22 protein-coding genes are annotated in these 25,534 nt (G+C 64.8%); 11 read left to right on the top strand and 11 right to left on the bottom strand.

What is annotated here, in order from left to right; translation table 11 throughout:
- Nucleotides 1–61 precede the first annotated feature (61 nt).
- A complete protein-coding gene (locus AB7Z56_RS39605; RefSeq protein WP_063985820.1) occupies nt 62–721 on the top strand; it encodes a DsbA family protein in 660 nt (219 codons plus the stop codon).
- Nucleotides 722–799: 78 nt separating this feature from the next.
- On the opposite strand, the gene AB7Z56_RS39600 is transcribed toward AB7Z56_RS39605, so the two are convergent.
- The 3 genes from AB7Z56_RS39600 to AB7Z56_RS39590 all read right to left on the bottom strand — a co-directional run bounded on the left by AB7Z56_RS39600 (nt 800) and on the right by AB7Z56_RS39590 (nt 3,165).
- A complete protein-coding gene (locus AB7Z56_RS39600; protein WP_028159206.1) occupies nt 800–1,006 on the bottom strand; it encodes a hypothetical protein in 207 nt (68 codons plus the stop codon).
- An 82-nt stretch (nt 1,007–1,088) separates the two neighbouring features.
- Nucleotides 1,089–2,159, bottom strand: coding sequence for a phospholipase (locus tag AB7Z56_RS39595; protein ID WP_063985819.1), 1,071 nt, complete (start codon nt 2,157–2,159; stop codon nt 1,089–1,091).
- A gap of 34 nt (nt 2,160–2,193) precedes the next feature.
- Nucleotides 2,194–3,165, bottom strand: coding sequence for a S1C family serine protease (locus AB7Z56_RS39590; RefSeq protein ID WP_063985818.1), 972 nt, complete (start codon nt 3,163–3,165; stop codon nt 2,194–2,196).
- 284 nt (nt 3,166–3,449) lie between these two features.
- Between AB7Z56_RS39590 and AB7Z56_RS39585 the strand changes: the two genes are divergently transcribed.
- The 6 genes from AB7Z56_RS39585 to AB7Z56_RS39560 all read left to right on the top strand — a co-directional run bounded on the left by AB7Z56_RS39585 (nt 3,450) and on the right by AB7Z56_RS39560 (nt 10,751).
- Nucleotides 3,450–4,868 carry a M20 family metallopeptidase gene (locus AB7Z56_RS39585; RefSeq protein ID WP_063986732.1) on the top strand — a complete coding sequence of 473 codons (1,419 nt, stop codon included), beginning with the start codon at nt 3,450–3,452 and terminating at the stop codon, nt 4,866–4,868.
- 260 nt (nt 4,869–5,128) lie between these two features.
- A complete protein-coding gene (locus AB7Z56_RS39580; RefSeq protein WP_063985817.1) occupies nt 5,129–6,919 on the top strand; it encodes a peptide ABC transporter substrate-binding protein in 1,791 nt (596 codons plus the stop codon).
- A 29-nt stretch (nt 6,920–6,948) separates the two neighbouring features.
- Nucleotides 6,949–7,908, top strand: coding sequence for an ABC transporter permease (locus AB7Z56_RS39575; protein ID WP_063985816.1), 960 nt, complete (start codon nt 6,949–6,951; stop codon nt 7,906–7,908).
- The gene (locus AB7Z56_RS39570; RefSeq protein ID WP_014491615.1) at nt 7,874–8,791 is read left to right on the top strand and encodes an ABC transporter permease; all 918 of its coding nucleotides are present in this window, start codon (nt 7,874–7,876) and stop codon (nt 8,789–8,791) included. The genes AB7Z56_RS39575 and AB7Z56_RS39570 overlap by 35 nt, the downstream gene beginning before the upstream one ends.
- Complete coding sequence (locus tag AB7Z56_RS39565; protein ID WP_014491616.1) at nt 8,791–9,786, top strand: ABC transporter ATP-binding protein; 996 nt, start codon at nt 8,791–8,793, stop codon at nt 9,784–9,786. The genes AB7Z56_RS39570 and AB7Z56_RS39565 overlap by 1 nt, the downstream gene beginning before the upstream one ends.
- Nucleotides 9,783–10,751 carry an ABC transporter ATP-binding protein gene (locus tag AB7Z56_RS39560; RefSeq protein ID WP_063985815.1) on the top strand — a complete coding sequence of 323 codons (969 nt, stop codon included), beginning with the start codon at nt 9,783–9,785 and terminating at the stop codon, nt 10,749–10,751. Before AB7Z56_RS39565 ends, AB7Z56_RS39560 begins: the two co-directional genes overlap by 4 nt.
- A gap of 24 nt (nt 10,752–10,775) precedes the next feature.
- Here the strand turns inward: AB7Z56_RS39560 and AB7Z56_RS39555 are convergent, their stop codons facing one another.
- The 4 genes from AB7Z56_RS39555 to AB7Z56_RS39540 all read right to left on the bottom strand — a co-directional run bounded on the left by AB7Z56_RS39555 (nt 10,776) and on the right by AB7Z56_RS39540 (nt 15,089).
- Nucleotides 10,776–11,399, bottom strand: a complete 624-nt coding sequence (locus AB7Z56_RS39555; RefSeq protein WP_231143669.1) for an HAD family hydrolase — start codon at nt 11,397–11,399, stop codon at nt 10,776–10,778.
- Between the two features lie 129 nt (nt 11,400–11,528).
- Nucleotides 11,529–12,554, bottom strand: a complete 1,026-nt coding sequence (locus AB7Z56_RS39550) for a helix-turn-helix domain-containing protein (RefSeq protein ID WP_063985813.1) — start codon at nt 12,552–12,554, stop codon at nt 11,529–11,531.
- Nucleotides 12,555–12,783: 229 nt separating this feature from the next.
- Nucleotides 12,784–14,688 (bottom strand): sensor domain-containing diguanylate cyclase, encoded by a 1,905-nt coding sequence (locus AB7Z56_RS39545; RefSeq protein ID WP_354096121.1) that lies wholly within the window; start codon nt 14,686–14,688, stop codon nt 12,784–12,786.
- A gap of 179 nt (nt 14,689–14,867) precedes the next feature.
- Nucleotides 14,868–15,089 carry a dodecin gene (locus AB7Z56_RS39540; protein WP_063985811.1) on the bottom strand — a complete coding sequence of 74 codons (222 nt, stop codon included), beginning with the start codon at nt 15,087–15,089 and terminating at the stop codon, nt 14,868–14,870.
- A gap of 146 nt (nt 15,090–15,235) precedes the next feature.
- Between AB7Z56_RS39540 and AB7Z56_RS39535 the strand changes: the two genes are divergently transcribed.
- On the top strand, nt 15,236–16,117 hold the full coding sequence (locus tag AB7Z56_RS39535) for a DMT family transporter (RefSeq protein ID WP_063985810.1): 882 nt from the start codon (nt 15,236–15,238) through the stop codon (nt 16,115–16,117).
- Nucleotides 16,118–16,122: 5 nt separating this feature from the next.
- Here the strand turns inward: AB7Z56_RS39535 and AB7Z56_RS39530 are convergent, their stop codons facing one another.
- Nucleotides 16,123–17,370 (bottom strand): glycosyltransferase family 87 protein, encoded by a 1,248-nt coding sequence (locus AB7Z56_RS39530; RefSeq protein ID WP_063985809.1) that lies wholly within the window; start codon nt 17,368–17,370, stop codon nt 16,123–16,125.
- 334 nt (nt 17,371–17,704) lie between these two features.
- Here AB7Z56_RS39530 and AB7Z56_RS39525 point away from each other — a divergent pair, with 334 nt between their 5' ends.
- The 3 genes from AB7Z56_RS39525 (at nt 17,705) to AB7Z56_RS39515 (ending at nt 21,733) form a co-directional block, all read left to right on the top strand.
- Nucleotides 17,705–18,706, top strand: coding sequence for a glycoside hydrolase family 16 protein (locus AB7Z56_RS39525; RefSeq protein ID WP_063985808.1), 1,002 nt, complete (start codon nt 17,705–17,707; stop codon nt 18,704–18,706).
- A gap of 2 nt (nt 18,707–18,708) precedes the next feature.
- Nucleotides 18,709–20,202 carry a GH1 family beta-glucosidase gene (locus AB7Z56_RS39520; protein ID WP_063985807.1) on the top strand — a complete coding sequence of 498 codons (1,494 nt, stop codon included), beginning with the start codon at nt 18,709–18,711 and terminating at the stop codon, nt 20,200–20,202.
- A gap of 187 nt (nt 20,203–20,389) precedes the next feature.
- Nucleotides 20,390–21,733 (top strand): FAD-dependent oxidoreductase, encoded by a 1,344-nt coding sequence (locus AB7Z56_RS39515; RefSeq protein ID WP_084795311.1) that lies wholly within the window; start codon nt 20,390–20,392, stop codon nt 21,731–21,733.
- 90 nt (nt 21,734–21,823) lie between these two features.
- On the opposite strand, the gene AB7Z56_RS39510 is transcribed toward AB7Z56_RS39515, so the two are convergent.
- The 3 genes from AB7Z56_RS39510 to AB7Z56_RS39500 form a co-directional block, all read right to left on the bottom strand.
- On the bottom strand, nt 21,824–22,381 hold the full coding sequence (locus tag AB7Z56_RS39510; protein ID WP_063985805.1) for an HNH endonuclease: 558 nt from the start codon (nt 22,379–22,381) through the stop codon (nt 21,824–21,826).
- 221 nt (nt 22,382–22,602) lie between these two features.
- A complete protein-coding gene (locus tag AB7Z56_RS39505) occupies nt 22,603–23,580 on the bottom strand; it encodes a peptidyl-alpha-hydroxyglycine alpha-amidating lyase family protein (RefSeq protein WP_063985804.1) in 978 nt (325 codons plus the stop codon).
- A gap of 129 nt (nt 23,581–23,709) precedes the next feature.
- Entirely contained in the window at nt 23,710–25,485 is a 1,776-nt protein-coding gene (locus tag AB7Z56_RS39500) for a flavin-containing monooxygenase (RefSeq protein ID WP_063985803.1), read from the bottom strand.
- Between the last annotated feature and the right edge of the window lie 49 nt (nt 25,486–25,534).

Below are 25,534 nucleotides of genomic sequence, written 5' to 3'. Positions count from 1 at the left end.
CGCGTAACAGTTCCCGGTCGCGAACCGTATTTGCAGCGATGGGACCGAAACGGGACGAGATATGGCTGGATTCAGGAACAAGGGCCTCGTGGCGACGCGGCGTGCGGCGCTGACGCTGATCGGGGCGGGTGCCCTTGCGGCAGGTCGGATCACCTCTGCGCGCGCGGCCGCCGCCGATGACGAGGTGCTGACCGAAGCCAAGGTGCTGCGCGACCCCGATGTTCCCGTCGCCGGTAATCCCGACGGCAACATCAGCATCATCGAATGGTCCGACTACAACTGTCCCTATTGCCGCAAGCTCGAGCCGGAGCTGCGCCAGGTGGTCCAGGACGATGGCAAGGTCAGGCTGGTGATGAAGGATTGGCCGATCCTCGGGCCGGTCTCGGTCACCGCGGCGCGGATCGCGCTCGCGGCAAAATTCCAAGACAAGTACCATCAGGCGCATGACGCCATGATGGGTGTCAGCTCGCGCCTGACAGAGCCGCGCATCAACGAGCTGCTCGCGGCCGCCGACGTCGACATGGACCGCCTGAAGCGCGATCTCACCGACCGCGCCAATGACATCGACGCCGTCCTCAAGCGCAACAACGAGCAGGCCGAAGCCTTCGGCTTCAGCGGTACCCCCTCCTTCATCGTCGGCAAGTATCGCGTGCCGGGCGTGCTCAGCATGACCGAGTTCGAGCAGGTCATCGCCGATGCCCGCAAGGCCAAGATGAACTGACGCGACCGGATCGATCGCCGTCAACACAAAGGCGCCGCCGCGGACCCGCGACGGCGCCTTGTTCGTGATACGGCGTCGTTACTTCGACGAGATGCGGACCCAGTCCTTGTGCGCGCGATCGCGCAGCGCATCCCAGTCGGCCTTGGCGACGTCCCAGTTCACGATGGTGCGATTGGTCGTCGCGACCTCGCCATTGGCGACCGACGACGTCTGCATGGAGTCATAGACGTATACGCCGCAACCGAGCAGTAGCGCGCCCAAAATCATTCCGAAAAACGTCTGCATCTGCGAACCTCCGGTGACGGGCGATAACGTCGGCCCGGAGTGATGGTTCCGCGGCAGTACGGCGCAGATAAGGACGACCCGTTCATCCGCGGTTCAGCCACTCCAGCAGCTCTGCGTTGATCTCGCGCGGATAGGTGTGGCTGAGGTCGTCGATCTCGCGATAGGTGACATCGGCGCCGGCGGCGGAGAGGGCCGCCTGCGTCTGGCGCGCGGTCTGTACCGGAAACATCCAGTCGAGCTTGCCGTGGGTGATGAAGATTGGCAGTCCCTGCAGGCGCACGGCGTCCGCCATCTCCGCCATCAGCGGATGGAAGGTCGCCGACACCGGCGCGAGATGCGTGAAGGGCGAGGCGCCGTCGAGCCCGGTGACGTAGCAGAAGGTGCCGCCGTCACTCATGCCGGTCAGCAGCAGGCGCGAGCCGTCGATGGTCCAGCGGCTGCGCACCGTATCGAGAATGCGCATGAGGTTCGGCGTGTCGCTATCGTCGCCCATCAGCGCCCATGTCGGGCCGGTCGCGGTTGGCGCCACCAGGATCGCGCCAAGGCAGCGAGCATCGCGCAGCCAGCTCCAGAGAAAGCCGCGGCCGTTGCCGCTGCCGCCATGCAGCGCCATCACCAGCGGCATGGCGCGCTCCGGCGAGTAATATTCTGGCACATAGACCGAGAAGCCGCCGCGGCTGCCGGGCTCGTTGTGGTCGTGGAAGATGCCGGCGTGTTCGCCCGCGCCGGCTTCCAGCCGCGCCAGCAGATCGTCATTCTCGCGATTGGCGGCGTTGAGGAAGAAGCTGCTCACCGGCGGGAACTGGGTCGACAGCGGATACAGCGCCTCCTGTGCACGAGGCAGATGGCGCAGCGCGCGGAAGACCGCGACGAGATCGCCATTGCCGCGCTCGACCTCGCGTATGGCGGCAAAGGCGGCGATCGTCTCGTTGCAGGCGCGGTCGAGCCGCTCGCGCAGCCCCGTGAACTGCTCGGGCCAGGCACCAATCGCAGCGTGCGCCGCCTGCAGCGCCGCGTCGGGCGCGCCGATCGCATTCATCACCGAGGCAAAGGCCGGCGGATGCAGATTCCGGGTGAAGAAGCCGAGTGCTTCCAGCGCGTTGAGCAACGGCGGCAGCACGGTCACGATGTCGTCAACGACGGCCTCGGTCATCGCCGCTTCCTTGCCTGATGTCGGTTCGATCTCGTCAGTGGAGCTTCGGCGCCTTCAAGAGCTTGAAGCGGTCGGTCGACGTCACCGTGACGTCGAAGGTGACACCTTCATGATGCACGGTGAGCGGCACGTCGACGCCGGCGGCGCCGAGCGCCCACATCTTTTTGTAGAAGGCGGTCTGGCTCGTCACCTCCTCGCCGTCCACTGCAAGGATGACATCGCCGGTCTTCAGCTCCGCGCGCGCGGCCGGGCCGTTGGTGGAGATCCCGATCACCACCAGGCGGTTGTCGATTTCGGTCGAATAGAGCCCGAGCCAGGGGCGCGACGGCTTATTGACGCGGCCGAATTTGCGCAGATCGTCGAGCACCGGCTTCAACAGGTCGATCGGCACGATCATGTTGACGTGCTCGGCCTTGCCTTCGCGTTCGCGCTCGAGCTGCAGCGAGCCGATGCCGATCAGCTCCCCGCGCTCGTTGAGCAGCGCCGTGCCGCCCCAGTTCGGATGCGCGGGATAGGTGAACACGGCCTCGTCCAGCAGATATTCCCAGTAGCCGGCGAATTCCTGCTTGGCCACGATCTGGCTCGCGACCGAGCGCGTGCGCCCGCCGGCGCCGCCGACCACGACGCGGTCGCCGACCCTTGTTTTCGCCGAGTTGCCGAGCGGCAAGGGTTCGACGTCGAGCTGACCGAGCGCCTGCACGAGGCCGAAGCCGGTGACGGAATCGAAACCGAGCGCATGCCCCTCGACGACGCGCCCGTCGGCGAGATGCAGCCACACCGATTCCGCCTCGGTAATGAGATAGCCGATGGTCAGCACCAGCCCGTTGTCGATCACGACGCCGTTGCCGGCGCGTTCGGTGCCCAGCGTTTCGGCACTGAAGGCATCGGGCGGGATGATGGCGTGCAGGCCGACGACGGACGCGAGCGAACGGTCCAGATCGAAACCGTAATCGCTCGCGCGCGGCTGATTGGCCGGCGGCACTCTCCATTCGGTCAGGGCGGGCATGGAGTTCTCCTGGCTGAGAGCATTGCTCCGCCTTGGCCGGCGGAACGACGCGCGAAGCACTCATAATTTAGGCTGGAGGAGGCCGTCTTGAAAGCCTCGTTCCCAACTATTCCGGAGATCGCCGCGTGAAATCTTCGACAGGCACAGGACGCCCGCACAGGTGGCAAGCGGCCGCGCGATCCAGCACCGGCCGCATGGCTGCTGTCCCGCGACGTGCTAGGCGGGGTGCAATGAAGCTGCTAACCATTGCCGCTTCGTTTGACCAAGAGATCACGGACCGAAGCATGGATAATCGCAGCGACATCTGGCGTGGCGTCGACACGATCAAGGCGCGTTTCATCGACCTCAGCGACAGGGTCTGGGGCATGCCCGAGGTGTGCTACACCGAGGCGCGGTCCGCCGCCGAGCATCTCGCCGAGCTGCGCCACCAGGGTTTCCGTATCACCGAGAACGTCGCGGGCATCCCGACCGCGGTAATGGGCGAGTGGGGTGAGGGCGGTCCGGTCATTGCCTTCATGGGTGAATATGACGCGTTGCCGGGCCTCAGCCAGGAGGCCGGCGTCGCCGAGCACCGTCCGGTCGAGACCGGCGGCCACGGCCACGGTTGCGGCCACAATCTGCTTGGTTCCGCGGCGCTGCTCGCCGCGACCGCGATGAAGGACTGGCTCGCCGAGAACAAGGTGCCCGGCCGCGTGCGCTATTACGGCTGCCCGGCGGAAGAGGGCGGCGCAGCCAAGGCCTTCATGGTGCGCTCGGGCGCGTTTGAAGACGCCGACATCGCCATCACCTGGCATCCGCACAGCTTCTGGGAAGTCGCGGTGACGCCGTCGCTTGCCAACACGCGCGCGGATTTCATCTTCACCGGCCGCACCTCGCATGCGGCGGCCTCGCCGCATCTCGGCCGCTCTGCGCTCGACGCAGTAGAGCTGATGAATGTCGGCGTGAACTACATGCGCGAGCACATGCCGAGCGACGCGCGCGTGCATTACGCCCTGCTCGACACCGGCGGCATCGCCCCCAACGTGGTGCAGGCGCATGCGCGCGTGCGCTATTCGATCCGCGCCCGCGATCTGCCCGGCATGAACGAGCTGGTCGGACGCGTCAGCAAGATCGCGGAAGGCGCGGCATTGATGACCGAGACCAAGGTCGAGATGAAGATCATCTCCGCGGTCTCCAACATCCTGCCGAACACGCCGCTGGAGCAGGCGCTGCACCGGGTGATGGAAGAGCTGGGGCCGCCGCATTTCGACGACGCCGACAAGGGCTTTGCCAGCCAGATCCGCGCCACGCTGACCGACAAGGACATCGCGTCGGTCTATTACGCGATCGGCATGGAGCCGACTGATCGGCCGCTGGCCGACTTCCTGGTGCCGCTCGATGCCAAGCGCAACCCGCTGGTCGGCTCGACCGACGTCGGCGACGTGAGCTGGGTGGTGCCGACCGTGCAGGTTCACGCACCCACGGTTGCAATCGGCACGCCGTTCCACACCTGGCAGGTGGTGGCGCAGGGCAAGAGCGGACACGCTCATAAGGCAATGGTGCAGGCGGCGAAGGCGATGGCCGGGATCGGCATCAAGGCGTTGACGGATCCGGAGCTGATTAAGGCCGCGAAAGCGGACTTGCAGAAGCGGACCGCCAAGACACCTTATGTCTGCCCGCTGCCGGACCACGTCGCGCCGCCGCTGACCATGTCCGTGGCGTAGAATTTCGCCTCGATACTTCGTCTGATGCCGCGAACAAATTTTCCGCAGTGCAACGTGGATTCCGGCGCGATTTAGCGCCGGATTGCCGAACGCTTGGGCTGCGGAACAGAGTTTTGCCCAACAGACAGCCAGAACACCGTTTGCATACACATGGTCGCAGTTGACGCGCGGCCTATTCGGTGTGCCATCTACCGCCAGCAAAACCCGGCGGCCGCGGTGCGGCTGCCTGCATCCATACGGGAACCAGACGGGGGACAACCATGCTGGATAAAGAACTGCGTTCGATGATCGGTGACGTGAAGGACGGCCGGATGGACCGCCGTGCCTTCATCATGCGTATGGCCGCGGTCGGCCTCACCGCACCCCTCGCCAACCAGATCCTCGCGCTCGGCGGCGTCGCCATGGCGGAAGGTGCCCAGACCTACAAGCCGACCAAGCGCGGCGGCGGCGGTGCGCTGAAGCTGCTGTGGTGGCAGGGGCCGACCCTGCTCAATCCGCATTTCGCCACCGGCACCAAGGACCAGGACGGCGCGCGCCTGTTCTACGAGCCCCTCGCTTGTTGGGATCCCGACGGCAACATGAAGCTGGTTCTGGCGGCCGAAATTCCCTCGATCGAGAACGGCGGCCTCGCCGCCGACGGCAAGTCGGTGACCTGGAAGCTCAAACCAGGCGTCAAATGGCATGACGGCAAGCCGTTCACCGCCGATGACGTCGTGTTCAACTGGGAATACGCCAGGGATCCCGCGACCTCCGCCCTGACCATCGCGACGCTCCGCGACATCACGGTCGAGAAGGTGAATGACCTCACGGTTCGCATCCTCTTTAACAAGCCGACGCCGTTCTGGGCCGACGCCTTTGTCGGGGCTCCCAACACCATCATCCCCAAACATTTGTTCGCCGACTACAAGGGGTCCAAATCGCGGGAAGCGCCCACCAACCTCTCGCCGGTCGGCACTGGCCCCTACAAGTTCGTCGAGTTCAAGCCGGGCGATCTCGTCCGCGGCCAGCTCAATCCCGATTACCACATGCCGAACCGGCCTTATTTCGACACGGTCGAGATGAAGGGCGGCGGCGACGCCGTCTCTGCGGCGCGCGCGGTGATCCAGACCGGCGAATATGATTTCGGATGGAACATCCAGGTCGAGGACGACGTGCTGCTGCGCCTCGAAAAGGGCGGCAAGGGCAAGACCGTTTATGCCGTGGGCGGGGACACCGAATTCATCGCGCTCAACTTCACCGATCCGAACACCGAGGTCGATGGCGAGCGCTCCTCGATGAAGACCAAGCATCCGCTGTTCTCCGATCCGGCGGTACGCAAGGCGCTGTCGATGCTGGTCGACCGCGAGTCCATCAAGAAGGCGATCTACGGCCGCGCCGGCCGCACCACCGCCAACTTCCTCAACGGTCCCGAGAAGTTCGTCTCCAAGAACACGACCTGGGAATTCAGCATCGAGAAGGCCTCGAAGCTGCTCGACGACGCCGGCTGGAAGCCCGGCGCGGATGGCATCCGCGAGAAGGACGGCAAGAAGCTGAAGCTTCTGTACCAGACCTCGATCAACGGACCGCGTCAGAAGACCCAGGCGATCGTCAAGCAGGCCTGTCAGAAGGCCGGCATCGACGTCGAGCTGAAGTCGGTGGTGGCGTCCGTGTTCTTCTCCTCCGATGTCGCCAACCCCGACACCTACGCGCATTTCTACGCCGATCTCCAGATGTTCCAGATCCCGCTGAGCCAGCCGGATCCGTCTCAGCATATGCGCCGCTATCTGTCGACCAACGTCGCCACGAAGGAGAACAAGTGGCAGGGCACGAACTTCCCGCGCTGGGTCAACAAGGACTATGACGCAGCGATCGAAGCAGCCGAAGGCGAAATGGATCCGGTCAAGCGCGCGGCGCATTATATCAAGGCCAACGATCTCATGTTCCAGGACACCGTGTTCATCCCGGCGCAGCATCGCCTAAAGGTGGAAGCGGCGGCCAACAATCTGCGTCCTATCATCAGCGGCTGGGCCAACGAAACCGACAATCTGCACGATTGGTATCGCGAGGAATGATCCCCCAGCTCTAGACGGGGTCTTTCCCTATGAGTCAGTACGTCCTGCGTCGCCTCCTGATCGCGATTCCGAGTCTTCTCGGAATCTCGGTCGTGCTGTTCGTCGTGCTGGCGCTTGCGCCAGGCGATCCGTTCTCGGAACTGGCGACGAACCCGAACGTCCCGCCCGAGGTGCAGGCCGCACTTCGGGCCAAGTTCGGCCTCGACGATCCGATCCACCTCCGTTACCTGCACTGGCTCAACGCCATGCTGCACGGTGACTGGGGTTTCTCCTTCGTCAGCCGGATGAACGTCGACACGCTGATCCTCCAGCGTTTGCCGGCGACGCTCTACGTGATCGGTTCGGCGCAGATCCTGGCGCTCCTGATCGCGATCCCGGTCGGGGTCTATGCGGCGACAAAGCCCTATTCGCTGTTCGACCAGATCGCCAATACGCTCGCCTTCGTCGGCTTCTCGCTGCCGACCTTCTTCACCGGCATCCTGTTCATCCTGATCTTCTCGGTCACGCTGGACTGGCTGCCTTTCGTCTATACGACCGACATCAAGGGCACCGGCATCCATTGGGTGCTGGAGATGATCCGGCAGGCGATCATGCCGGTGGCGGTGCTCGGTCTGTTTCAGGCGGCGTCGATGACGCGTTTCGTTCGCTCGGCGATGCTCGACGTGATCCGGCTCGACTATGTCACCACGGCGCGCGCCAAGGGGCTTGGGCAGGCCACGGTCATCGTCAAGCACGTCATGCGCAACGCCATGATCCCGGTCGTCACCCTGATTGCGTTGCAGATGCCGGCCGTGTTCGGCGGCGCCATCGTCACCGAGCAGATCTTCCGCATCCCCGGCATCGGCTCGCTGCTGATCTCCTCCATCCTTTCCAACGACACGCCGGTGGTGATGGCCGTTACCTTCGTCTTCGCGTGCCTCGTCGTGCTGTTCAATCTCATCGCGGACGTCCTTTATGGCTGGCTTGACCCTCGCATCTCCCTCCGCTGAGCGGCGCGTCTACTCGCCCTGGCGCGAGATGTGGCGGCGCTACAGCCGCCACAAGCTCGCCGTGGTCAGTGCGTTTCTGCTCCTCATTCTGATCCTGGCGGTGGTGGCCGGCCCCTTCGTCTGGCGGGTCAAGATCGACGACATCGATATCGTGGCGGGCATGCAGGGGCCGTCGCTTGCCCATCCGTTCGGCACCGACGATCTCGGGCAGGACATCCTGGCCCGCATGATCTATGGCGGCCGCATCTCGCTCGCGGTCGGCCTTGCCGCGATGCTGGTGTCCGTCTTTATCGGTGTCCTGATCGGCGCGCTCGCCGGCATGTCGCGCGGCGCGCTCGGTCACGGCCTGATGTGGCTCACCGATCTCTTCCTGTCCCTGCCGCAACTGCCGCTGCTGCTGCTGCTGATCTATCTCTTCCGCGACGGGCTGAAGCAGATGTTTGGTCCCGAGGGCGGCATCTTCATCCTGATCGTGCTCGTGATCGGCGGCTTGCGCTGGATGCCGGTCGCGCGGCTGGTGCGCGCGCAGTTCCTGTCGATCCGCGAGAAGGAGTTCGTCGAGGCCGCCCGTGCGCTCGGCGCAAGTCCGGTGCGCCAGGTGGTGCGGCACATCCTGCCCAATGCGCTCGGTCCCGTGATCATCGCCGGCACCATCGACGTGGCTGCCGCCATCATCGCGGAATCGACGCTGTCCTTCCTCGGCCTCGGCTTTCCGCCGGATACGCCAACCTGGGGCCGGCTCTTGTACGACGCCAAGGATTTCCTCGACATCGGCCCGCACTGGGCGCTGTTTCCGGGCGGCGCGATCTTCATCGCGGTGGTCGCCATCAACTTCATCGGCGACGGCCTGCGTGACGCGCTCGATGCGCGACGGGTGATCTGATGGCGCCGCTGCTGGAAATCAAAGGGCTGAAAACCCACTTCTCGACCGACGACGGCATCCTGCAGGCCGTCGACGGTGTCGACATCTCCATCAACAAGGGCGAGACGCTCTGTGTCGTCGGCGAATCCGGCTGCGGCAAGACCGTGACCGCGATGTCGATCCTGAAGCTGATCGCCATGCCGCCGGGCCGCATCGCGGCGGGCCAGATCATCTTCGAGGGCCGCGATCTCGTGCCGCTGACGAGCCGTCAACTCGACGAGATCAGGGCCAAGGAGATCGGCTTCATCTTCCAGGAGCCGATGACCTCGCTCAATCCGGTGCTAACCATCGGCGAGCAGATCGCCGAGAGCCTGCGCCGCCATGAAGCGGTGACGAAGAAGCAGGCGCTCGAGCGCACCATCGAGATGCTGAAGCTGGTGCAGATCCCCAACGCCGAGGGACGCGTGCACAATTATCCGCACCAGTTCTCAGGCGGCATGCGCCAGCGCGTGATGATCGCGATGGCGCTTGCCTGCAGGCCGAAGCTGATCATCGCCGACGAGCCCACCACCGCGCTCGACGTCACCATCCAGGCGCAGATCCTCGACCTCTTGCAGGACATGAAGGAGCGCTTCGGCATGGCGGTGATGCTGATCACCCACGCCATGGGCGTCGTCGCCGAGACCGCGCAGCGCGTCGTCGTGATGTATGCCGGCAAGGTGGTGGAGGAAGCGCTCGTCGACGACCTCTTCGGCAATCCCGGCCATCCCTACACCCAGGGGCTGATCCGCTCGATCCCGCGCATCGATCTCGACAGCGAGCACAAGACAAGGCTCGAAGCGATCGGCGGCTCGGTGCCGATCCTGATCAATCCGCCGGTCGGTTGCCGCTTCGCCCCGCGCTGCAAGTTTGCCATGAACGTCTGCACCGAGAAGGAGCCGCTGCTGCGCGAGATCGCGCCCGGCCATCGCATGGCCTGTCACCTCGGAGATACGCAGTTGGGAGGCACGGCATGACCGAGCCCTTGCTCCGCGTCAGCGGCCTGAAGAAATATTTCCCCGTGCACGGCGGCCTGTTGTCGCGCCAGGTCGGCAGCGTCTATGCGGTCGACGGGGTCTCGTTCTCGGTCAACCGCGGCGAGACGCTCGGCCTCGTCGGCGAATCCGGCTGCGGCAAGTCCACCACCGGCCGCTGCGTGCTGCGCCTGATCGAGCCGACCGACGGCGAGGTCGTGTTCGACGGCCAGGACGTGCGCCAGCTCAGCGGCAATGATTTGCGCGCGATGCGGCGGAACATGCAGCTGGTGTTCCAGGATCCGTTCGCCTCGCTCAATCCGCGCATGACGGTCGGCGCCATCCTCGGTGAGGCCCTGATCATCCATAAGCTCGGGTCGTCGGCCAAGGAGCGCGAGGAGCGCGTCGCCAGCCTGCTCGTGAAGGTCGGCCTCAAGGCCGAGCACATGCGCCGCTACCCGCACGAATTCTCGGGCGGCCAACGCCAGCGCATCGTGATCGCGCGGGCGCTCGCGGTCGAGCCGAAGCTGATCGTCTGCGACGAGCCGGTGTCCGCGCTCGACGTCTCGATCCAGGCGCAGGTGATCAATCTGCTGGAGGATCTCCAGGCCGAGCTGAACCTCACCTATCTGTTCGTCGCGCACGACCTGTCGGTGGTCGAGCACATCTCCGACCGCGTCGCCGTGATGTATCTCGGCCGGATCGTCGAGCTGGCGAAAGCGAGCGATCTCTACCGCAATCCGCAGCATCCCTACACCAGGGCGCTGTTGTCGGCGGTGCCGGTGCCCGATCCCAAGCTCAAGCGTGAACGCATTCGCCTCAAGGGCGACGTGCCAAGCCCGATGAAGCCGCCATCCGGCTGCCACTTCCACACCCGCTGCCCGATCGCCCAGCCGCGCTGCGCGGAAAGCGCGCCCGTACTGAGGGAAGGGGCGGGCGGCCATTTTGTGGCGTGCCATCTCGCCTGACGTCGCGCGAGGCGGTGCGCCCGTTCATCCGTCCCTGAGCAGGCCGTGGGCCGAAAGGGCCTGCCGGAAAGCCTCCACCGACGTGTGATGATGCGCGAAGAGGCCCGCTTCCCGCGCGCCGGCGACATTTGCCGCGAGGTCGTCGACGAACAGAACGGTCTGCGGCGTCGTCTGTAGCTCCGACAGGCAGAGGCGATAGCAGCGCGGGTCCGGCTTGGCGGCCTTGAACCGGGCCGACGTGTAGATGCGGGAGCCGAACAGCGGACGCAATTCCGGCAGCAGCGCGTCGATATGGTCGGCGACCAGCGTGGTATTGTTGGTCAGGACGGCAACATCGATGGTCTCATGCAGGCGGCGCGCAATCTCCAGCATCGCGCGATCGGCCTTCATCGAACGGCGGCGCGCCTCCACCCACTCATCGAGCGAGAGGGGATAGCCGATGCGCTCGCCAAATCCCCGCAAATAGTCGGCGGCATCGAGCGTGCCGGAGTCGCCGAGAAGCTCGAATCCGCTCTCCCAGATCGCCTTGTAGACGAACTCACTGGTGGTCCCCGCAAGCTCCGCCAGAAACGCGACGCGCCTTCCTCTGTCGTATTCGCAGAGGACATTGTCCATATCAAAGAGGACAAGCTTGATCTCGTCAGGCACGGGAACGCTCCCGGCCGGACCGAAACATCCGGCCGTGCTCAAAGTCATATCCCACTGGAGCGCGGGCGACAAATCCGGGCGCCAAGGCCGAACGTTGCGATACTGGTGTCGAGCGTCGCAGCTTCATGGCTACGAGGTGCGGCGGCGGGCCAGTTGATGCAGCACCGTGTCGATGGTCGGGACCGCACCAGTCTCGCGGAGCCAATTGTCGGCCAGCTCCCTCAGTTCGCCCGGCGTCAAGCCGAACTTGCGGCGGAATGCGCGAATGAAGGTGGAATCGCTGCTGAAGCGCATGCCGACGGCGAGGTCGATCAGCCGCGTGTCCTCCGCGGACGGCGATATCAGCTGGCGGAAAGCGAGATTGAGCCGCTGCTCCCTCACATAGTGCGAGAGCCCGCCATCCGCCTCAAACAGCCGATAGAGGGTCGCGCGCGAGATCTGGAAGTGGCGGCACAACTCGTCTGCGGTGAGCGCGTCGGTCTCGAGATTGTCCGCGATGCGGCGCTTGATCATCGCAAGATAAAGATGCCGCTCGGCGCGTTCGACTCCGGCTGCAATGTCGGCGGTCCCGCCGGCGGCCGCGGCAACGATGTCGGCGATCGCTTCGATCGTGGCCTCGGCGCTGCCGGCCTCAGGCTCGGGTGGCAGCGTAAGCGCCGCGTAATGGCTGGCAAGCAGGCGCGTATGAGGATGGTTTGACGGCAGCAAGGTTGCCGTGGCCGAATCCGGATGAGCAAGCCGTGGTGCCAGCATGGCGCGTTGCAGGATGATCGCCATCAGACGGGTACGACTGCCGCCGCCGCGCAACACCGTCCGGTTCGGCTGCGCCATGTCGATCAGGCAGATGGCGCCAGGCCCCATCGTCACCTCGCGCCGGCCGGAGCTGAACCGCATCTCGCCTTCGACACACAAGGTGATCTGAAAGTGATCCATCGCACCGCGGGCGACGTGTGCAGGCGTCCGGTCGTATTCCTGATCGGTCGCGCGCGTATCGACCAGCAACGCATTGCGGGTCATCATCGTCACGGTGGTGACATGGAAGTTGTCCTCCGTGGTGAGCGGAACGACATCGCAGATGTCGGCCGTCATGGCGCGCAACTGTCTCAGCGCGTCCACCCCGCGCCCCGGGATGTCCGCCGGCATGGTCTCGTTCACGGCCGTCTCGTCTGCATTGCCCCACGATGAGGCCGTACCGCATGGACCCGATCGAAGAAGTCCGGCGGCCCCCCAACATCGCCTCGGGATGTAGCCATTCAGAAATCGGTGCGCAAGCGATGGTGGGCAGGAATTGGCGCGCGCCGATGTGCCGCATGTGCACGCCGCGCTAGCCTCGCTTGCCTGCTACGCAGGAAAGGGCGGCGTTCGCTACGCCTGGCAGAATTCGTCACGCGCTCTTCGCGGGCCAGGGCACGACCTGTCCCGACATCACCATACGGTCACGGCCGCTGTCCTTGGCGGCGTAGAGCGCGCGGTCGGCGCCGGCGACCAGCGTGTTGCAGTCCAGCGCGGTCTGAGATGGAAGGCTTGTCGCAGCGCCGATGCTTGCCGTAACCAGCCGGGAGGGCGGATTCTGCGCATGCAGCATGGCGAGGTCGTGCAGTGCCTCGCGAATCCCTTCGCCGACTTCGGCGCAACCATCCGGGCCGGTGTTCGGCAACAGAACGGCGAATTCCTCGCCGCCGTAGCGCGCCGCGAGGTCAGCCGGGCGCCTGGCCTGAGCGGACAGGATCCGGCCGAGTGCGCGCAGGCATCCGTCGCCCGCCTGATGTCCGTAATGATCGTTGAATTTCTTGAACTGATCGACGTCGATCAACAGGAGCGAGATCTGCGTGCCGTCGCGCCGGGCGCGTGCCCATTCCTCCGCGAGGCGTTCGTCGAACGCGCGGCGGTTGGCAAGGCCGGTCAGGCCATCGGTGGTCGCGAGCGATGCCAGTTTGTCCTGCAAGTCCTTCTGCTCGGTCATGTCGCGCACGACCGCGACGACACCGTCGACTTCGCCGCTGTCGGAGGCTCGGGTCACGTGCAAGGCCGCCTCGGCCCAGATATCGCCCTTGTCGCGATGGCGCTGGCGATAGACGAACCGCGCTTCCTCGGCCTCGCCGTTCTTCAGCGCTGCGATGGCCTGCTCGACCCGCTCCATGTCGTCCGCGTGGATACCGGCCACCGCTGACGTGCCGAGCAGCTCCTCGGGAGACCAGCCGATGATGCGCACGCACGAGGGCGAGACGTAGAGCAGCCGGTTATCCAGCCCGATCCGGGATACCATGTCGCTGGATTGCTCGGCGAGCAGGCGGAAATGGGCTTCATTCGCGACCAGGGCCTGCGCCATTCGCTGCCGCTGCCAGAGCTGGCGGACCAGGTAGAAGCCGATCACCGCGATCAGCGCGACGAGGCCGAGCACGAAGACCGTGCGTACGGCTGCCGCGCGCCGCCAGGGCGCCAGCACGTCGTCCTGCGACTTGCTCGCCAGCACCATCAGCGGATAGCGGTTGCTGCGCTGATAGTAGCTCAGCCGCTGCACGCCATCGAGCGGCGACTTGAAATAGTAGACCGCAGCCGCCGGGCGACTTTTCCATTCCCTGAACAGCGGCGCATTGGAGAGGTCGCGCCCGATGAAGGCGCCGCTCTCGTCGTGGCTGCGCGCCAGCATGATACCGGCGTCGTTGAGCAGCGATGCCGAGCCGTTCGACCCGACGTCGAAGCGCTCGTAGAATTTCGCGAAATAGGCGACGTCGATCGTTAGCAGCGCGACGCCGGCAAAGCTGCCGTCGGGGTGGTTGATCCGGCGTGACGCGGTGATGATCCACTGGCCGCCGGCGCGGCTCTTGATGGGCCGGCCGATCAGCGTGTCCTTCGCCCGGGAATCACGGTGCTGCCGGAAATATTCGCGATCGCTGTTGTTGAGCTTGGCGAAGTCGAGATGCTCGGTCGTAGCAAGCCATCGGCCGGTCTCGTCATAGACGAAGATGCCGCGGATGCGGTCCGATGATTTGCGGGTCGGCAGGTAAGTCTGGAGCTTCGCGATCGTGTCCGGGCCGGTTCCGTCGAGTTCGAGGCGATGGACCAGTCCGACCAGGATCGTATCGGCAAGCTCGAACGTGTCGTCCGCGTGCTGGACCAGGGAATGCGCGAGGTTGGCGACGTCGATCTCGGCGTTCCTGAGATCGGCGTTGTGCGTTTCCCATTCGCGCCAGACGCTCAAGCCGAGGATCGCCACGCAGATCAGCACGACGAATCCCGCCGCCCAGAGCGGAAGGCGCGTCTTGCCGAGCTCGCGGGCCGTGACCATCGGCTTGCTCCAAATCGGAGCAAACCTCTCACTTTGGTCTTAACGGCCTGTTGCAACTTCCGCGATGATTTTGCGCGTCCGTAGTCAGCCAGAGGAGATCGTCGATATTTTGATCGACTCTCATCGTCGGATGTTAACCACGCCGCCGCGGCAGGATGTTTCGCGCGGCGTCTGTCGCGTCAGTCCATCAGCGTGAAGCCGACGCGCAGCGTCACCTGGTAGTGGCGGACGGCGCCATTCTCGATGTGACCGCGTGTCTGCACCACCTCGAACCATTTCATTTCGCGAACGGTCTTGGCGGCGCGGCTGATCGCATTCTTGATCGCATCCTCGATGGAGGTTTCGGATGATCCGACCAGCTCCAGGATCTTGTAGACGTGATCCGTCTCGGCTGTGGGCATGGTACGTCTCCCTCGTTTGCGCTGCGGCACCACCGCCACCCGCTCCCATTTGAACGGGTACCGGCGTTCCCGGTTCCATCGTCCGCCATGGCCCGCATGCGCCAGCCGAGGTGGAGTGCGCCGCACCCGCCTGCTAAGCGCTGTCCATGGATTCGGCGCGGCGCGACAGGACGATCGGCTCTCTCTGCCTCGGTGTGACCGCGTTCGGCTGGGCGCTGAACTGGCCATTGATGAAGCTGCTGCTCCAGCAATGGCCGCCGCTGTTCGCGCGCGGGCTGGCCGGCGTCTGCGCCTCGCTCATTCTCGGTGTGCTGGTACTGAGCCGGAAGGAATCCTTCGCCGTTCCGCGCGAGGCGATTCCGCGGCTGTTGTTTGCGACCCTCACCAACGTCCTTGCCTGGATGGGGCTCGGCACGGTCGCGATGAAATATGTGACCGTGAGCGAGGGGGCTCTGCTCGCCTATACGATGCCGATCTGGGCCATGCTGTTCGCCTGGCCGGTGCTGGGTACGCGGCCGACCATGCGGGATATTTTGGGTCTCGTCCTCGGCGTCGCCGGCGTCGCGCTGCTCCTCGGCGGCCATGGCTTTGCGTTCGGCGCCGACAAGCTGCTCGGCATCGCGCTCGCACTGCTCTGCGCCATCCTGTTCGCGCTCGGCAATGTCCTCAACCGGAAACCGCTGCCGATGCCGCCGCTCGTGGTCGTCGCCTGGCAGGTTGGGCTCGGCTGCGCCACGATGCTGATCCTCGGCATCCTGTTCGAGCATCCCGACATCACCGCGATCACCCCGCTGGGACTCGGCTGCTTCGTCTATATGACGCTGGTGCCGATGGGCGTCTGTTACGTCACCTGGTTCGAGACGCTGCGCCGCCTGCCGCCGACCTCGGCTTCGACCGGCATGCTGATCGTTCCCGTGATCGGCGTCGTCTCCGCCGCGATCATCCTGGGCGAGCCGCTGGGCCTGCGCGAATGGGCGGCGATGGCGCTCACGCTCGGCGGCGTGACGCTGGCATTGCAGCGGACGTAGAGGCTTTATTCCGCGGCCTGCGACAGGATGGGCGCCGGCTGCGTCCCGCGCCACAGCAGCCGCAGCAGCAGGACCAGGAGCGCCATCAGGGCGAAGCCACCCAGAGCGGGCGCGAAATGTTGGTCGGGATCGGCCTTCTGCCCGAATTGCACCGCGAGCCGCCCCGACTGCAACAGCCCATAGGCTCCGGCGAACAGGATCAGCCCGTATATGACGCTCCGCTCGCGCGGGCTTGCCATCCTGGCGAGATCGGGCAGCATCAGGGCCAGACCGATCCCGACCATCGGCAGATCGTAATCATACGCATAGGGGCTGATCATCACGGATACCATCACGGCGGCACCGAGCGTGAAGGCCGGTGAAGCGCCCCGCGCCGCACCGAGAAGGACGGCGAACAAGGCCAGCCCGGCAACTGCCGTCTGTCCCCAGAAGGCGGCGCTTGCGGGAAGGCCGGCCTTGTACAGCGCCGCATAGGTCGAGATCATGCGGAAGAGTGGGTAGAAGCCCTGCTCGAGATAGCCCGCCGATTCCCTGATCGCTCCGAGCCACGCGAGCCAGATCTGCCACCCGAAGAGGAGCGTGCAGAGCAGTGAGCTCGCCAATACGACGGCCGCGGCCGTTCCGAGCGCAATCCAGCGCCGCGTCACCAGCAGATAGACGCCGGCGGCAATCGCCAGGTGCGGCTTGATTACCATGGCGCCGAGCGCGAGGCCGGCCAACAGCTGCCGCCGCTCCACGTTGAGGCAGACCAGCCCGATCAGCGCCCCCGTCAGAAAGCCGTTCTGCCCGCAGCCGATGGTGATCGCCATCGCCGGAAACAGGATCACCAGCACCTGCGCGAAATTCCGGCCGGCGATCGCCCGGAGCGTCACGAGATAGAGTGCAAGCGTCGCGGCGGTGAAGAGGAGATAGCCGACGCCGACCGGCAGGAATGCGAACGGCGCGAGCAAGAGGTCGTATTGCGGCGGATAGGTCCAGGGCATGAAGCCGGTGGCGCCGCCGGCTGCCTCCATCTGCATCTTCAGCAGGGCATCGAAATGATAGACCTGGTCGAGATCGCCGCGCCAGACATGCTGCGCTACGATGTGGAAGGCATCGAAGTCGGAGAGCTCGCGATCCGTCCAGCCGCCGAAGCGTGCGAACCAGAAGGCCTTGAAGACGGCGATCGACGCTAGCGCCGCCAGCACGAAGCGGACATAGGTAGTCCGCTTCGATGGCGAGGACTGAACCGCTTCCAGCGTCTCGGCAAACATGAGCGACGACCTTGGACCTGATGGATCGGCGGTTGGACGGGCAGGGCCGCGGATCCCGGCCAAACTGCCATCGGAGGCTTAAGGGACGGTAACGAATGCGGAAGGATTTGGCGCCGGCGCCTCTCTGGCGGAGCCGGGGCGCGCGGAACTGGCCCGGTTAACCGCCGATCTTGCGCCCGGGATGACGCGATTTCCGGGCGAACCTGGATGCGATGTCGAGATGACCTTTTCGAAATCGCCCGCCCGCACAGATGGCCGTGCTTGCCCGCTCGAAGACAGGCGAGCTAACCTGCGCATATCCTGCCAAATTTTCTGCCAAGTTCGATGTGCGGTGATGATCGACAGTTGGACGAAGGGCGCTCTGGTTGCGATCGGCCTGTCTGCCGTGCCCGCGCCGGGCGTCGCGCAGGACGATCTCGATGCTGCGCCCGGCACGATGACGCTGCAAGTGACCACCGATCCCTCCATGATCGAGTGCCGCAAGCTTGAGACGGCCAATCCCGCCTTGCGCGCCTTCCTGCCGCTGCGCCGGACTTTCAACGATGACTTTGACGAGCATCCGCTTGCGACCGGTCGCTGGGTGCCGCATTACGCCGGCGGTGCGGCGTGGCCGGAAGCGCGCTATTGGGGCGGTGACGGCTCCGACTTCAAGCGCAAGACCAGCGCCAATGGCGAGCAGCAGATCTATGTCGATCCGCGCTATTCGGGGCGTGCGGGGACGCCGCTTGGGTTAGATCCGTTCAAGGTGAAGGACGGCGTGCTCTCGATCGTCGCCAGCCGCACGCCGCCGGAACTGAAGTCCGTTCTGTTCAACAACGAGTACATCTCGGGAATCCTGACCACGCAGGGCACGTTCGCGCAGAAGCACGGCTATTTCGAAATCCGCGCCAAGGTGCCGGTCGGCCATGCGGTCTGGCCGGCGTTCTGGATGCTGGCGGACGACGGCGGCTGGCCGCCGGAGGTCGACGTGCTGGAAGGCCGCGGCGAGCGGCCCGGCGATCTCGTGATGACGACGCATTGGCGGATTCCGTCGACCCAGAAGATCCAGTCCTGCGGCTTCGACTATGCGGTCGGCGATGCCTCCAGCATGTTCCACAATTACGGTGTGCTGTGGGAGGAGGATCGCCTGGTCTATTTCATCGACCGCAAGCCGGTCTCCGACATCAAGGTGCCGATCGGCTTCGATGATCCCATGTACATGATCGTCAATCTTGCGATCGGATCGAAATTCTTTCTCGGCGTCGGTCCGGTTGATGCGGAATCGCCGCCCACGGTCGCATTCGAGATCGACCGGATCTCCGCCTATCAGATCGACATGGAGCAAGCTCGGAGATAGCGATGTCAGCTGATGTCTCGCGGCGCGATCTTGCGAAGCTCGCGGGGCTCGCCGCGCTTGGTGCAGCGGCGGGTGCCAGGGCTGCGGATAACAAGGTTGCAGATAACAAGGCTGCAGATAATGAGGCGCCCGCATCGGCCGATCGCCACGCGCCCTTTCCCAAGGATTTTTTGTGGGGCACGGCGACCTCGTCCTACCAGATCGAGGGCGCCGTCGACGAGGACGGCCGCGGCCAATCGATCTGGGACATTTTCAGCCACACGCCCGGCAAGATCGAGGACGGCTCGACCGGCGACCGCGCCAACGAGCACTATCACCGCTACAAGGACGACGTCGCGCTGATTAAGGCGCTCGGCGTCAAGGCCTACCGCTTCTCGATTGCGTGGCCGCGGGTGTTTCCGGATGGATCGGGCCAGCCCAATCCGAAGGGGCTCGATTTCTACAACCGGCTCGTCGACGAGCTGCTCGCGAACGGCATCGAGCCCTATGCGACGCTCTATCATTGGGACCTGCCGCAGGCGCTCCAGGATCGCGTCGGCGGCTGGCAGTCGAGCGACACGTCGAAGGCTTTTGCAGATTACTCCGCCTATGTCGCCGCGCGCCTGACCGATCGGGTCAAAACCATCTTCACCGTGAACGAGGTCGGGCGCTTCGTGAACTTCGGCTATGGCTGGGGCATCGACGCGCCCGGCCTCAAGCTGCCGACCGCGCAGCTCAACCAGGCGCGCCATCACGTCGCGCTGGCGCATGGGCTTGCCGTGCAGGCGATCCGCGCGTCGGGCCGCGCCGGCACCCGCGTCGGTGCCGCCGAAAACATCGCGGCCTGCGTGCCGGCCATCGCGACGCCGGAAAATATCCGCGCTGCCGAGATCGCAACGCGTGAGCTCAACGCCGGCTTTCTTGGCGTGGTGCTGGAGGGCAAGTACACCGACGGCTTCCTCGCCTATGCCGGGGCGGATGCGCCGAAATTCACCCCTGACGAGTTGAAGATCATCGGCACGCCGAACGATTTCGTCGGGCTCAACATCTACGCGCCGCAATACTACGTCACGGCCTCCGAGCGCGCGTCGGGCTTCCGCGTGCTGCCGTTCCCAGCCTCGTTCCCGCACATGAACTCGGAATGGCTGCGGGTCGGCCCTGAGGTGATCTACTGGGCCCCGCGTCTCGCCGCAAAAATCTGGAACATCGAGACCATCTATATCAGCGAGAACGGCACCTCGTCCGAGGACAAGATCGCTACTGACGGCCAGGTCTACGATCTCGACCGCATCATGTTCCTGCGCAATTACCTGACCCAGATGCAGCGTGCGATCGCCGAGGGCGTGCCGATTCGCGGCTATTTCCTGTGGAGCCTGATGGACAATTTCGAGTGGATCTACGGCTACGGCAAGCGCTTCGGCCTCTACCGGGTCGACTTCGAGACCCAAGCGCGCCTGCCGAAGCTGAGCGCGGCGTTCTATCGGGACGTGGTGATGCGGAATGCGATCGGGGTGTGAGCTGGACGCCTAGCCCCCGCTACTCTCCTGGCCCACAATAGACCCGCGCCACGGCGCCGTTCGTTTCTCCTTGAAGCGCGCATCGCGGCCGCTCCGTTGCAATCGAAACAAAGATCTCGCGATTGGAAACATTCCCGTAGTGCGGTCCACGCACAGAAAGGTGGTGAATCGAACCAAAGGAATAAGTATGAGCCGTCATTTTGGGCAACGCGCGGTTGTCATCGGAGCGGGGATTGGAGGATTGTCTGCCGCCGGTGCGCTTTCTTCCGCCTTCCAGGAAGTCGTCATTCTCGAACGCGATGTCCTGCCGGCTTCGATCATGTCCCGCGCCGGCGTTCCCCAGGATCGGCATCCGCATCTTCTTCTGGCCGGTGGGCTGCAGGCCCTCGACTCCCTTTTCCCGGGTTTCGCGCAGGATCTTGCCGCCGCCGGTGCAGTTCCCGTGAATGTCTTCAAGGACGTCCAGTACGAGCGGCCAGATGTCGGCGCGCTGCCAAGGCGCGACTGCGGGACGTCGCTGCTGTGTGGCTCGCGGCCGCTGATCGAGCATACGCTGCGCCGAAAGGTGACTGCGATCGCCAATGTCAAAGTGCAATCGCAGAGCCGCGTGACGGAGATTGTGCCGGCTGCAACCCGGCCGATGGTGAAGTTCGAGAACGACGCAGGCGTTGGTGCGGCGATCGAGGCGGATCTCGTGGTAGATGCATCCGGCCGCGGTGCGCCGACGCTCGGCCTGTTCGATGCCCTCGGCTGGGAACGGCCGCAGGAGACCGCCGTGGGCGTCGACATCAGCTACACCACCGCGGTTCTCCGTCCGGGGCGCACCTCGTTCGACTGGCTCAATCTGGTCACGTTGCCCGATCCCGCCACGTCGGCGACGGCCGGGTTGATCATCCCTCTCGAAGGCGGGCGCTGGTTTACATCGATCTCCCATCACGGCGCGACGAATCGCCCCGGCACGTGGGAGGACTATCTTGCGGCTGCGCGCCAATTGAAGACGCCGGCGATTTACAACGCAGTCTACAAGCTCTTGCCACCCGGAGGCCTCCGGCATTTCGTGTTTGACGCGAGCCGCTGGCGGCATTTTGAACGGCTCAAGCGGCTGCCGCGCGGGATTCTCCCCGTGGCGGACTCGCTGTGCCGGTTCAATCCGGTCTACGGGCAGGGCATGACGGTCGCCGCGCGAGAGGCAAAGTTGCTGCGCGAGATCCTGGATCGCGTCGCCGGGGAGGCGGACCCGATCGAGGCCCTCCAGGCTGGGTTCATGTCCGAAGTGGGCGCGCTGCTTCAGGCACCCTGGAACATGGGCGTGAACGCTGACTTCGCCTATCCAACCACACGGGGCCAGCGCCCGGAGCGGTACGAGGAAAGCCGGCAGTTCGAGGCGGCTCTATTCCGGGCCGTCGTGGCCGATCCGGTGGTTCAGCGCGCGTTCTCTGATGTCGTGCAACTCGTCGAGCCGTTCGACCTGATCAATTCGCCCGATATCCGCCAACGAATCGAGGCTCATTCGCTGGCGCAGAATGCGTGACGTTCGATGAAACGAACCGAGGACCCGACGGGTCCTCGATCTTTCGATTTCAGCAGGTCGCACGAACGGCCGAGCGCGAACAGCGTCGCCCTACGGATCCAGCTCCGTATCCCAGTAGAGATAGTCCAGCCAGCTATCGTGCAGATAATTCGGCGGGAACAGGCGGCCGTTGCGGTGGAGCTGGTGCACGGTCGGCGCGAACGCGCTCTGGCGCGGAAACATCTTTGCCTGCGCCGGCGTGAGATTGCCCTTGCGCAGATTACAGGGCGAGCATGCCGCGACCACGTTCTCCCAGGTGGTCTGGCCGCCTTTGCTGCGCGGGACGATGTGGTCGAAGGTGAGGTCTTCGGGCGAGCCGCAATATTGGCAGGCAAAACGATCGCGCAGGAAGACGTTGAACCGGGTGAACGCGGGATGCGTGGTCGGCTTGACGAAGGATTTGAGCGAGACGACGCTCGGCAGCTGCATTTGCAGCGTGGGACTGTGGACCGCCTGATCGTAATGCGCGACGATGTTGACGCGGTCGAGGAACACCGCCTTGATCGCGTCCTGCCACGACCAGAGAGACAGCGGGTAGTAACTCAGCGGCCGGAAGTCCGCATTCAGCACCAACACCGGCCAACTGCCTTGCGAGACATGTGCGTTCAAGTAACGCTCCTGGCCTCCAATATACGCTGCGAAGCAGCATGTACTGACATACTACATGCAGCGTGACGGGATTGTGAAGCCCGCTGAGCGACTTATTCAGATGCAAGCAATGCGGCGGCGGGGTGGCAAAGCGCTCAAAACCGCCGTGATTTGGGGGGCGAGGACGACGCCGGGGGGAGGCAGGGTCGACCCGACAGCGCATCGCGGCCTCGCCCGCCCAGCTATTCCCGCACCCGCTCCAGCTTCTGCAAGCATCGCGTGGCGCGCACCACGGCCGGCATCTCCTGGTCCGGAAAACTCGTCTTCCAGTCGGTGACGCCGACCTCGCCGACATAGATGTCGCCCTTCGAATCCAGCGCGATGCCGTGCGGAGCCAGGAATTTTCCGCTGGCGACACCCGGCCCTTCCTCGCCGCCGAGCCGCGCGATGCGTTTGCCTTGCGCGTCCACGATCGACAGCCGCGGGCCGAGATTGGGCACCTTGCGGTTGACGGCGAGGCCCGGGCCGAGCTCGCCGATCACGAATGTCGGGCTCTTGCCGCCACCGCAGCAGCACAGCGCGCAGGGCCGGTGAAGGTTGTTCCACTGCGTCTCGTACTTGCCCTCGCCATCGAACACCTGCACGCGGTGGTTCTCGCGGTCGGCGACATAGACAAAACCGTCGGCGTCGGCGGCGATGTTGTGCACGATGTTGAACTGGCCGGGGTCGGTGCCGGGCTCGCCCCAGCTCTTGAGCAGCTTGCCGTCCGGCGTGAACTTGTGCACGCGCGCATTGCCATAGCCGTCGGAGACGTAGATATCGCCCTTCGGCGACAGCGCGGTGTGGGTGCAGCGATGGAACGGCTCGCCGCTCATGAACGGCGACGGCTTCTCGGGGATGCCGATCGTCAGCAGCACCTTGCCGTCGGTGGTGCATTTGCGCACGGTGTGGTCGCCGTCATCGGTGCAATAAAGATGGTCGTCGGCATCGATGTGCAGGCCGTGCGCGCGGGAGAACAGGCCTTCACCCCAGCTCCGGAGGAAATTGCCCTCGCGATCCAGCACCACCATCGGATGGGCTCCGCGGTTGAAGACGTAGACGCGGTCCTTGCTGTCGACGGCGACCGAGGCGACGTCGGTCAGTGTCCAGCCGTCGGGCAGCTTTGCGAAATTTTCGACGACGCGGTAGCGGTGCTCGCCGGTGCCGAGAATGGCTGGCATTTGTTTTTCCTCTTCTTCGTTTCAGCGGCGCGATCGTCTCTACACTGTCATTGCGAGCGCAGCGAAGCAGTCCAGACTGTCTTCGCGGAAAGATCCTGGATTGCTTCGCTGCGCTCGCAATGACGAGGCTTAAGCGGCGCCCGCCTCACGCCCCAAAATCCCTTCCTCGACCGCCTTGATCTGGAGCGCGAGATATTTCGAGTTGATCCGGCATTGCGCGAGGCTGCCGGCGATGAACCAGAGGCCGGACTGCCCGGTGCGGGCATACATGTTGCGCAGCTCGAGGCCGTCGCCAAAGCCCCAGACCGGGCCGACGCGGTCGGCGACGCCGTCGCCGAACAGTTTTCGCACCAGATATTCCTGCGGCTTGTAACCGGTGGAGAGCACGATGAGGTCGGCCGCGATCATCGAGCCGTCCTTCATCCGAGCGCCTTCGGCCGTGAAGCTCTCGATGTCCCCAAACTGCCTGAGCCCGATCGCGCCCTCGACGATCAGGTTGGAGCAGCCGACATTGAAATAATAGCCACCGCCGCGGGTGAGGTATTTGAACTGCCAGCCGGTGCCGGCCTCGCCGAAGTCGAGCTTGAATCCGACGTTGCGCAGGCCGTCGAGCAGCTCCTTGTCGAGCTCCTTCGACTGCTCGGTCAGCATCACATGGGTTTTCTTCGCGAGCGGCGTCGGCATCGAGGTCGCGATCAGGTCGTTGTCCTCGAGGGTGCCTTCGTTGTAGGTCGCATAGGCGAGCTGCGCCGACGGCTCGATATTGGTGACGAGCGTCGGCGAGCGCTGCACCAGAATCACCTCGGCGCCGCTGGAGCAGAGATCCTGCGCGATGTCGTGGCCGCTGTTGCCGGTGCCGATCACGATGGCGCGCTTGCCGGTCCAGTTCTCGCCGTCCTCGTAGCGGCTCGAATGCAGCAGCGTGCCTTTGAAATTGGCGAGGGTCGGAATATCAGGCACGTTCGCGATGCCGCTGACGCCGGTTGCCATCACAACATGGCGCGGCTGCATGGTGCGCTTGCTGCCGTCGGTGCGCCGCAGCGTGACGGTCCAGCAGCCCTTCGCGTCGTCGTAGCTACCGCCCTCGAACTCGGTGCCGGTCCAGAAATCCAGCTCCATCGCGTCGACATAGGCTTCGAACCAGTTGGCGAGCTTGTCCTTCGGGATGTAGGTCGGCCAGCTGGGCGGGAACGGCATGTAGGGCATGTGATTGACCTGCACCTGGTTGTGCAGGGTGAGCGCGTGATAGCGCTTGCGCCAATTGTCGCCGATCCGCGTCTCGCGATCGACGATCAGTGTGTCGATCTTCAATTGCTTCAGCCGTGCTGCAATCGCAAGGCCGGCCTGGCCGCCGCCGACCACCAGCACGGCAGGATCGCGATCGGCGTAGTCGCGGGCTGCGTTACGCAAATCGAGCCAGTTCGGCCCGCGGAAATCGCGTGAATAGGCCTGCCCTCGCGGCCGCGACGTGCCGAGCTGTTCCTCGAACCCTTTGAGCTCGTCGAGCGCGGTGAGCAGTGTCCACGCCTTCAGCCGGTCGCCATCGGCGGTATCGGGCACGAGCCGAACGATGCCGCTGCCGCGACCGATCACGGTCTCGAAATTGAAGATGACCTCGATATTGCTGGTGCCGGCGCGCGTGACCCAGCGCGGCGCCGCGCGGTCGGGCGCGATCGTGAAGTTGGTCGGCGCCGCCTGTGGCGCGAGCGCCCTCAGCGCTTGAGCAATCCGGTCGTGGCCCGCGATCGTCTGCAGGTTCCAGCTCAGCGCCAGCACATCGCGCCAAAAACTGTCGGCGAGGAAGAGATGGTCGAGTGCGGCCGGATCGGGCTTGCCGAGCGTGCGCTCGAACTCATCGAGCCAGGCTTGCGCCGAGACGGAAATATCCTTCGTCTTGTCCAGCATGCGCGACCTCGTGGCCGTCTTCGCGGCGTTTCCTCTGAGGTTGACGCTA

This window comes from Bradyrhizobium sp. 482_C4_N1_8 (assembly GCF_052075965.1).
Taxonomy (GTDB): domain Bacteria; phylum Pseudomonadota; class Alphaproteobacteria; order Rhizobiales; family Xanthobacteraceae; genus Bradyrhizobium; species Bradyrhizobium barranii.
Note: the sequence above shows the minus strand (reverse complement) of the source record. Positions and strands in the feature narration are given on the sequence as shown.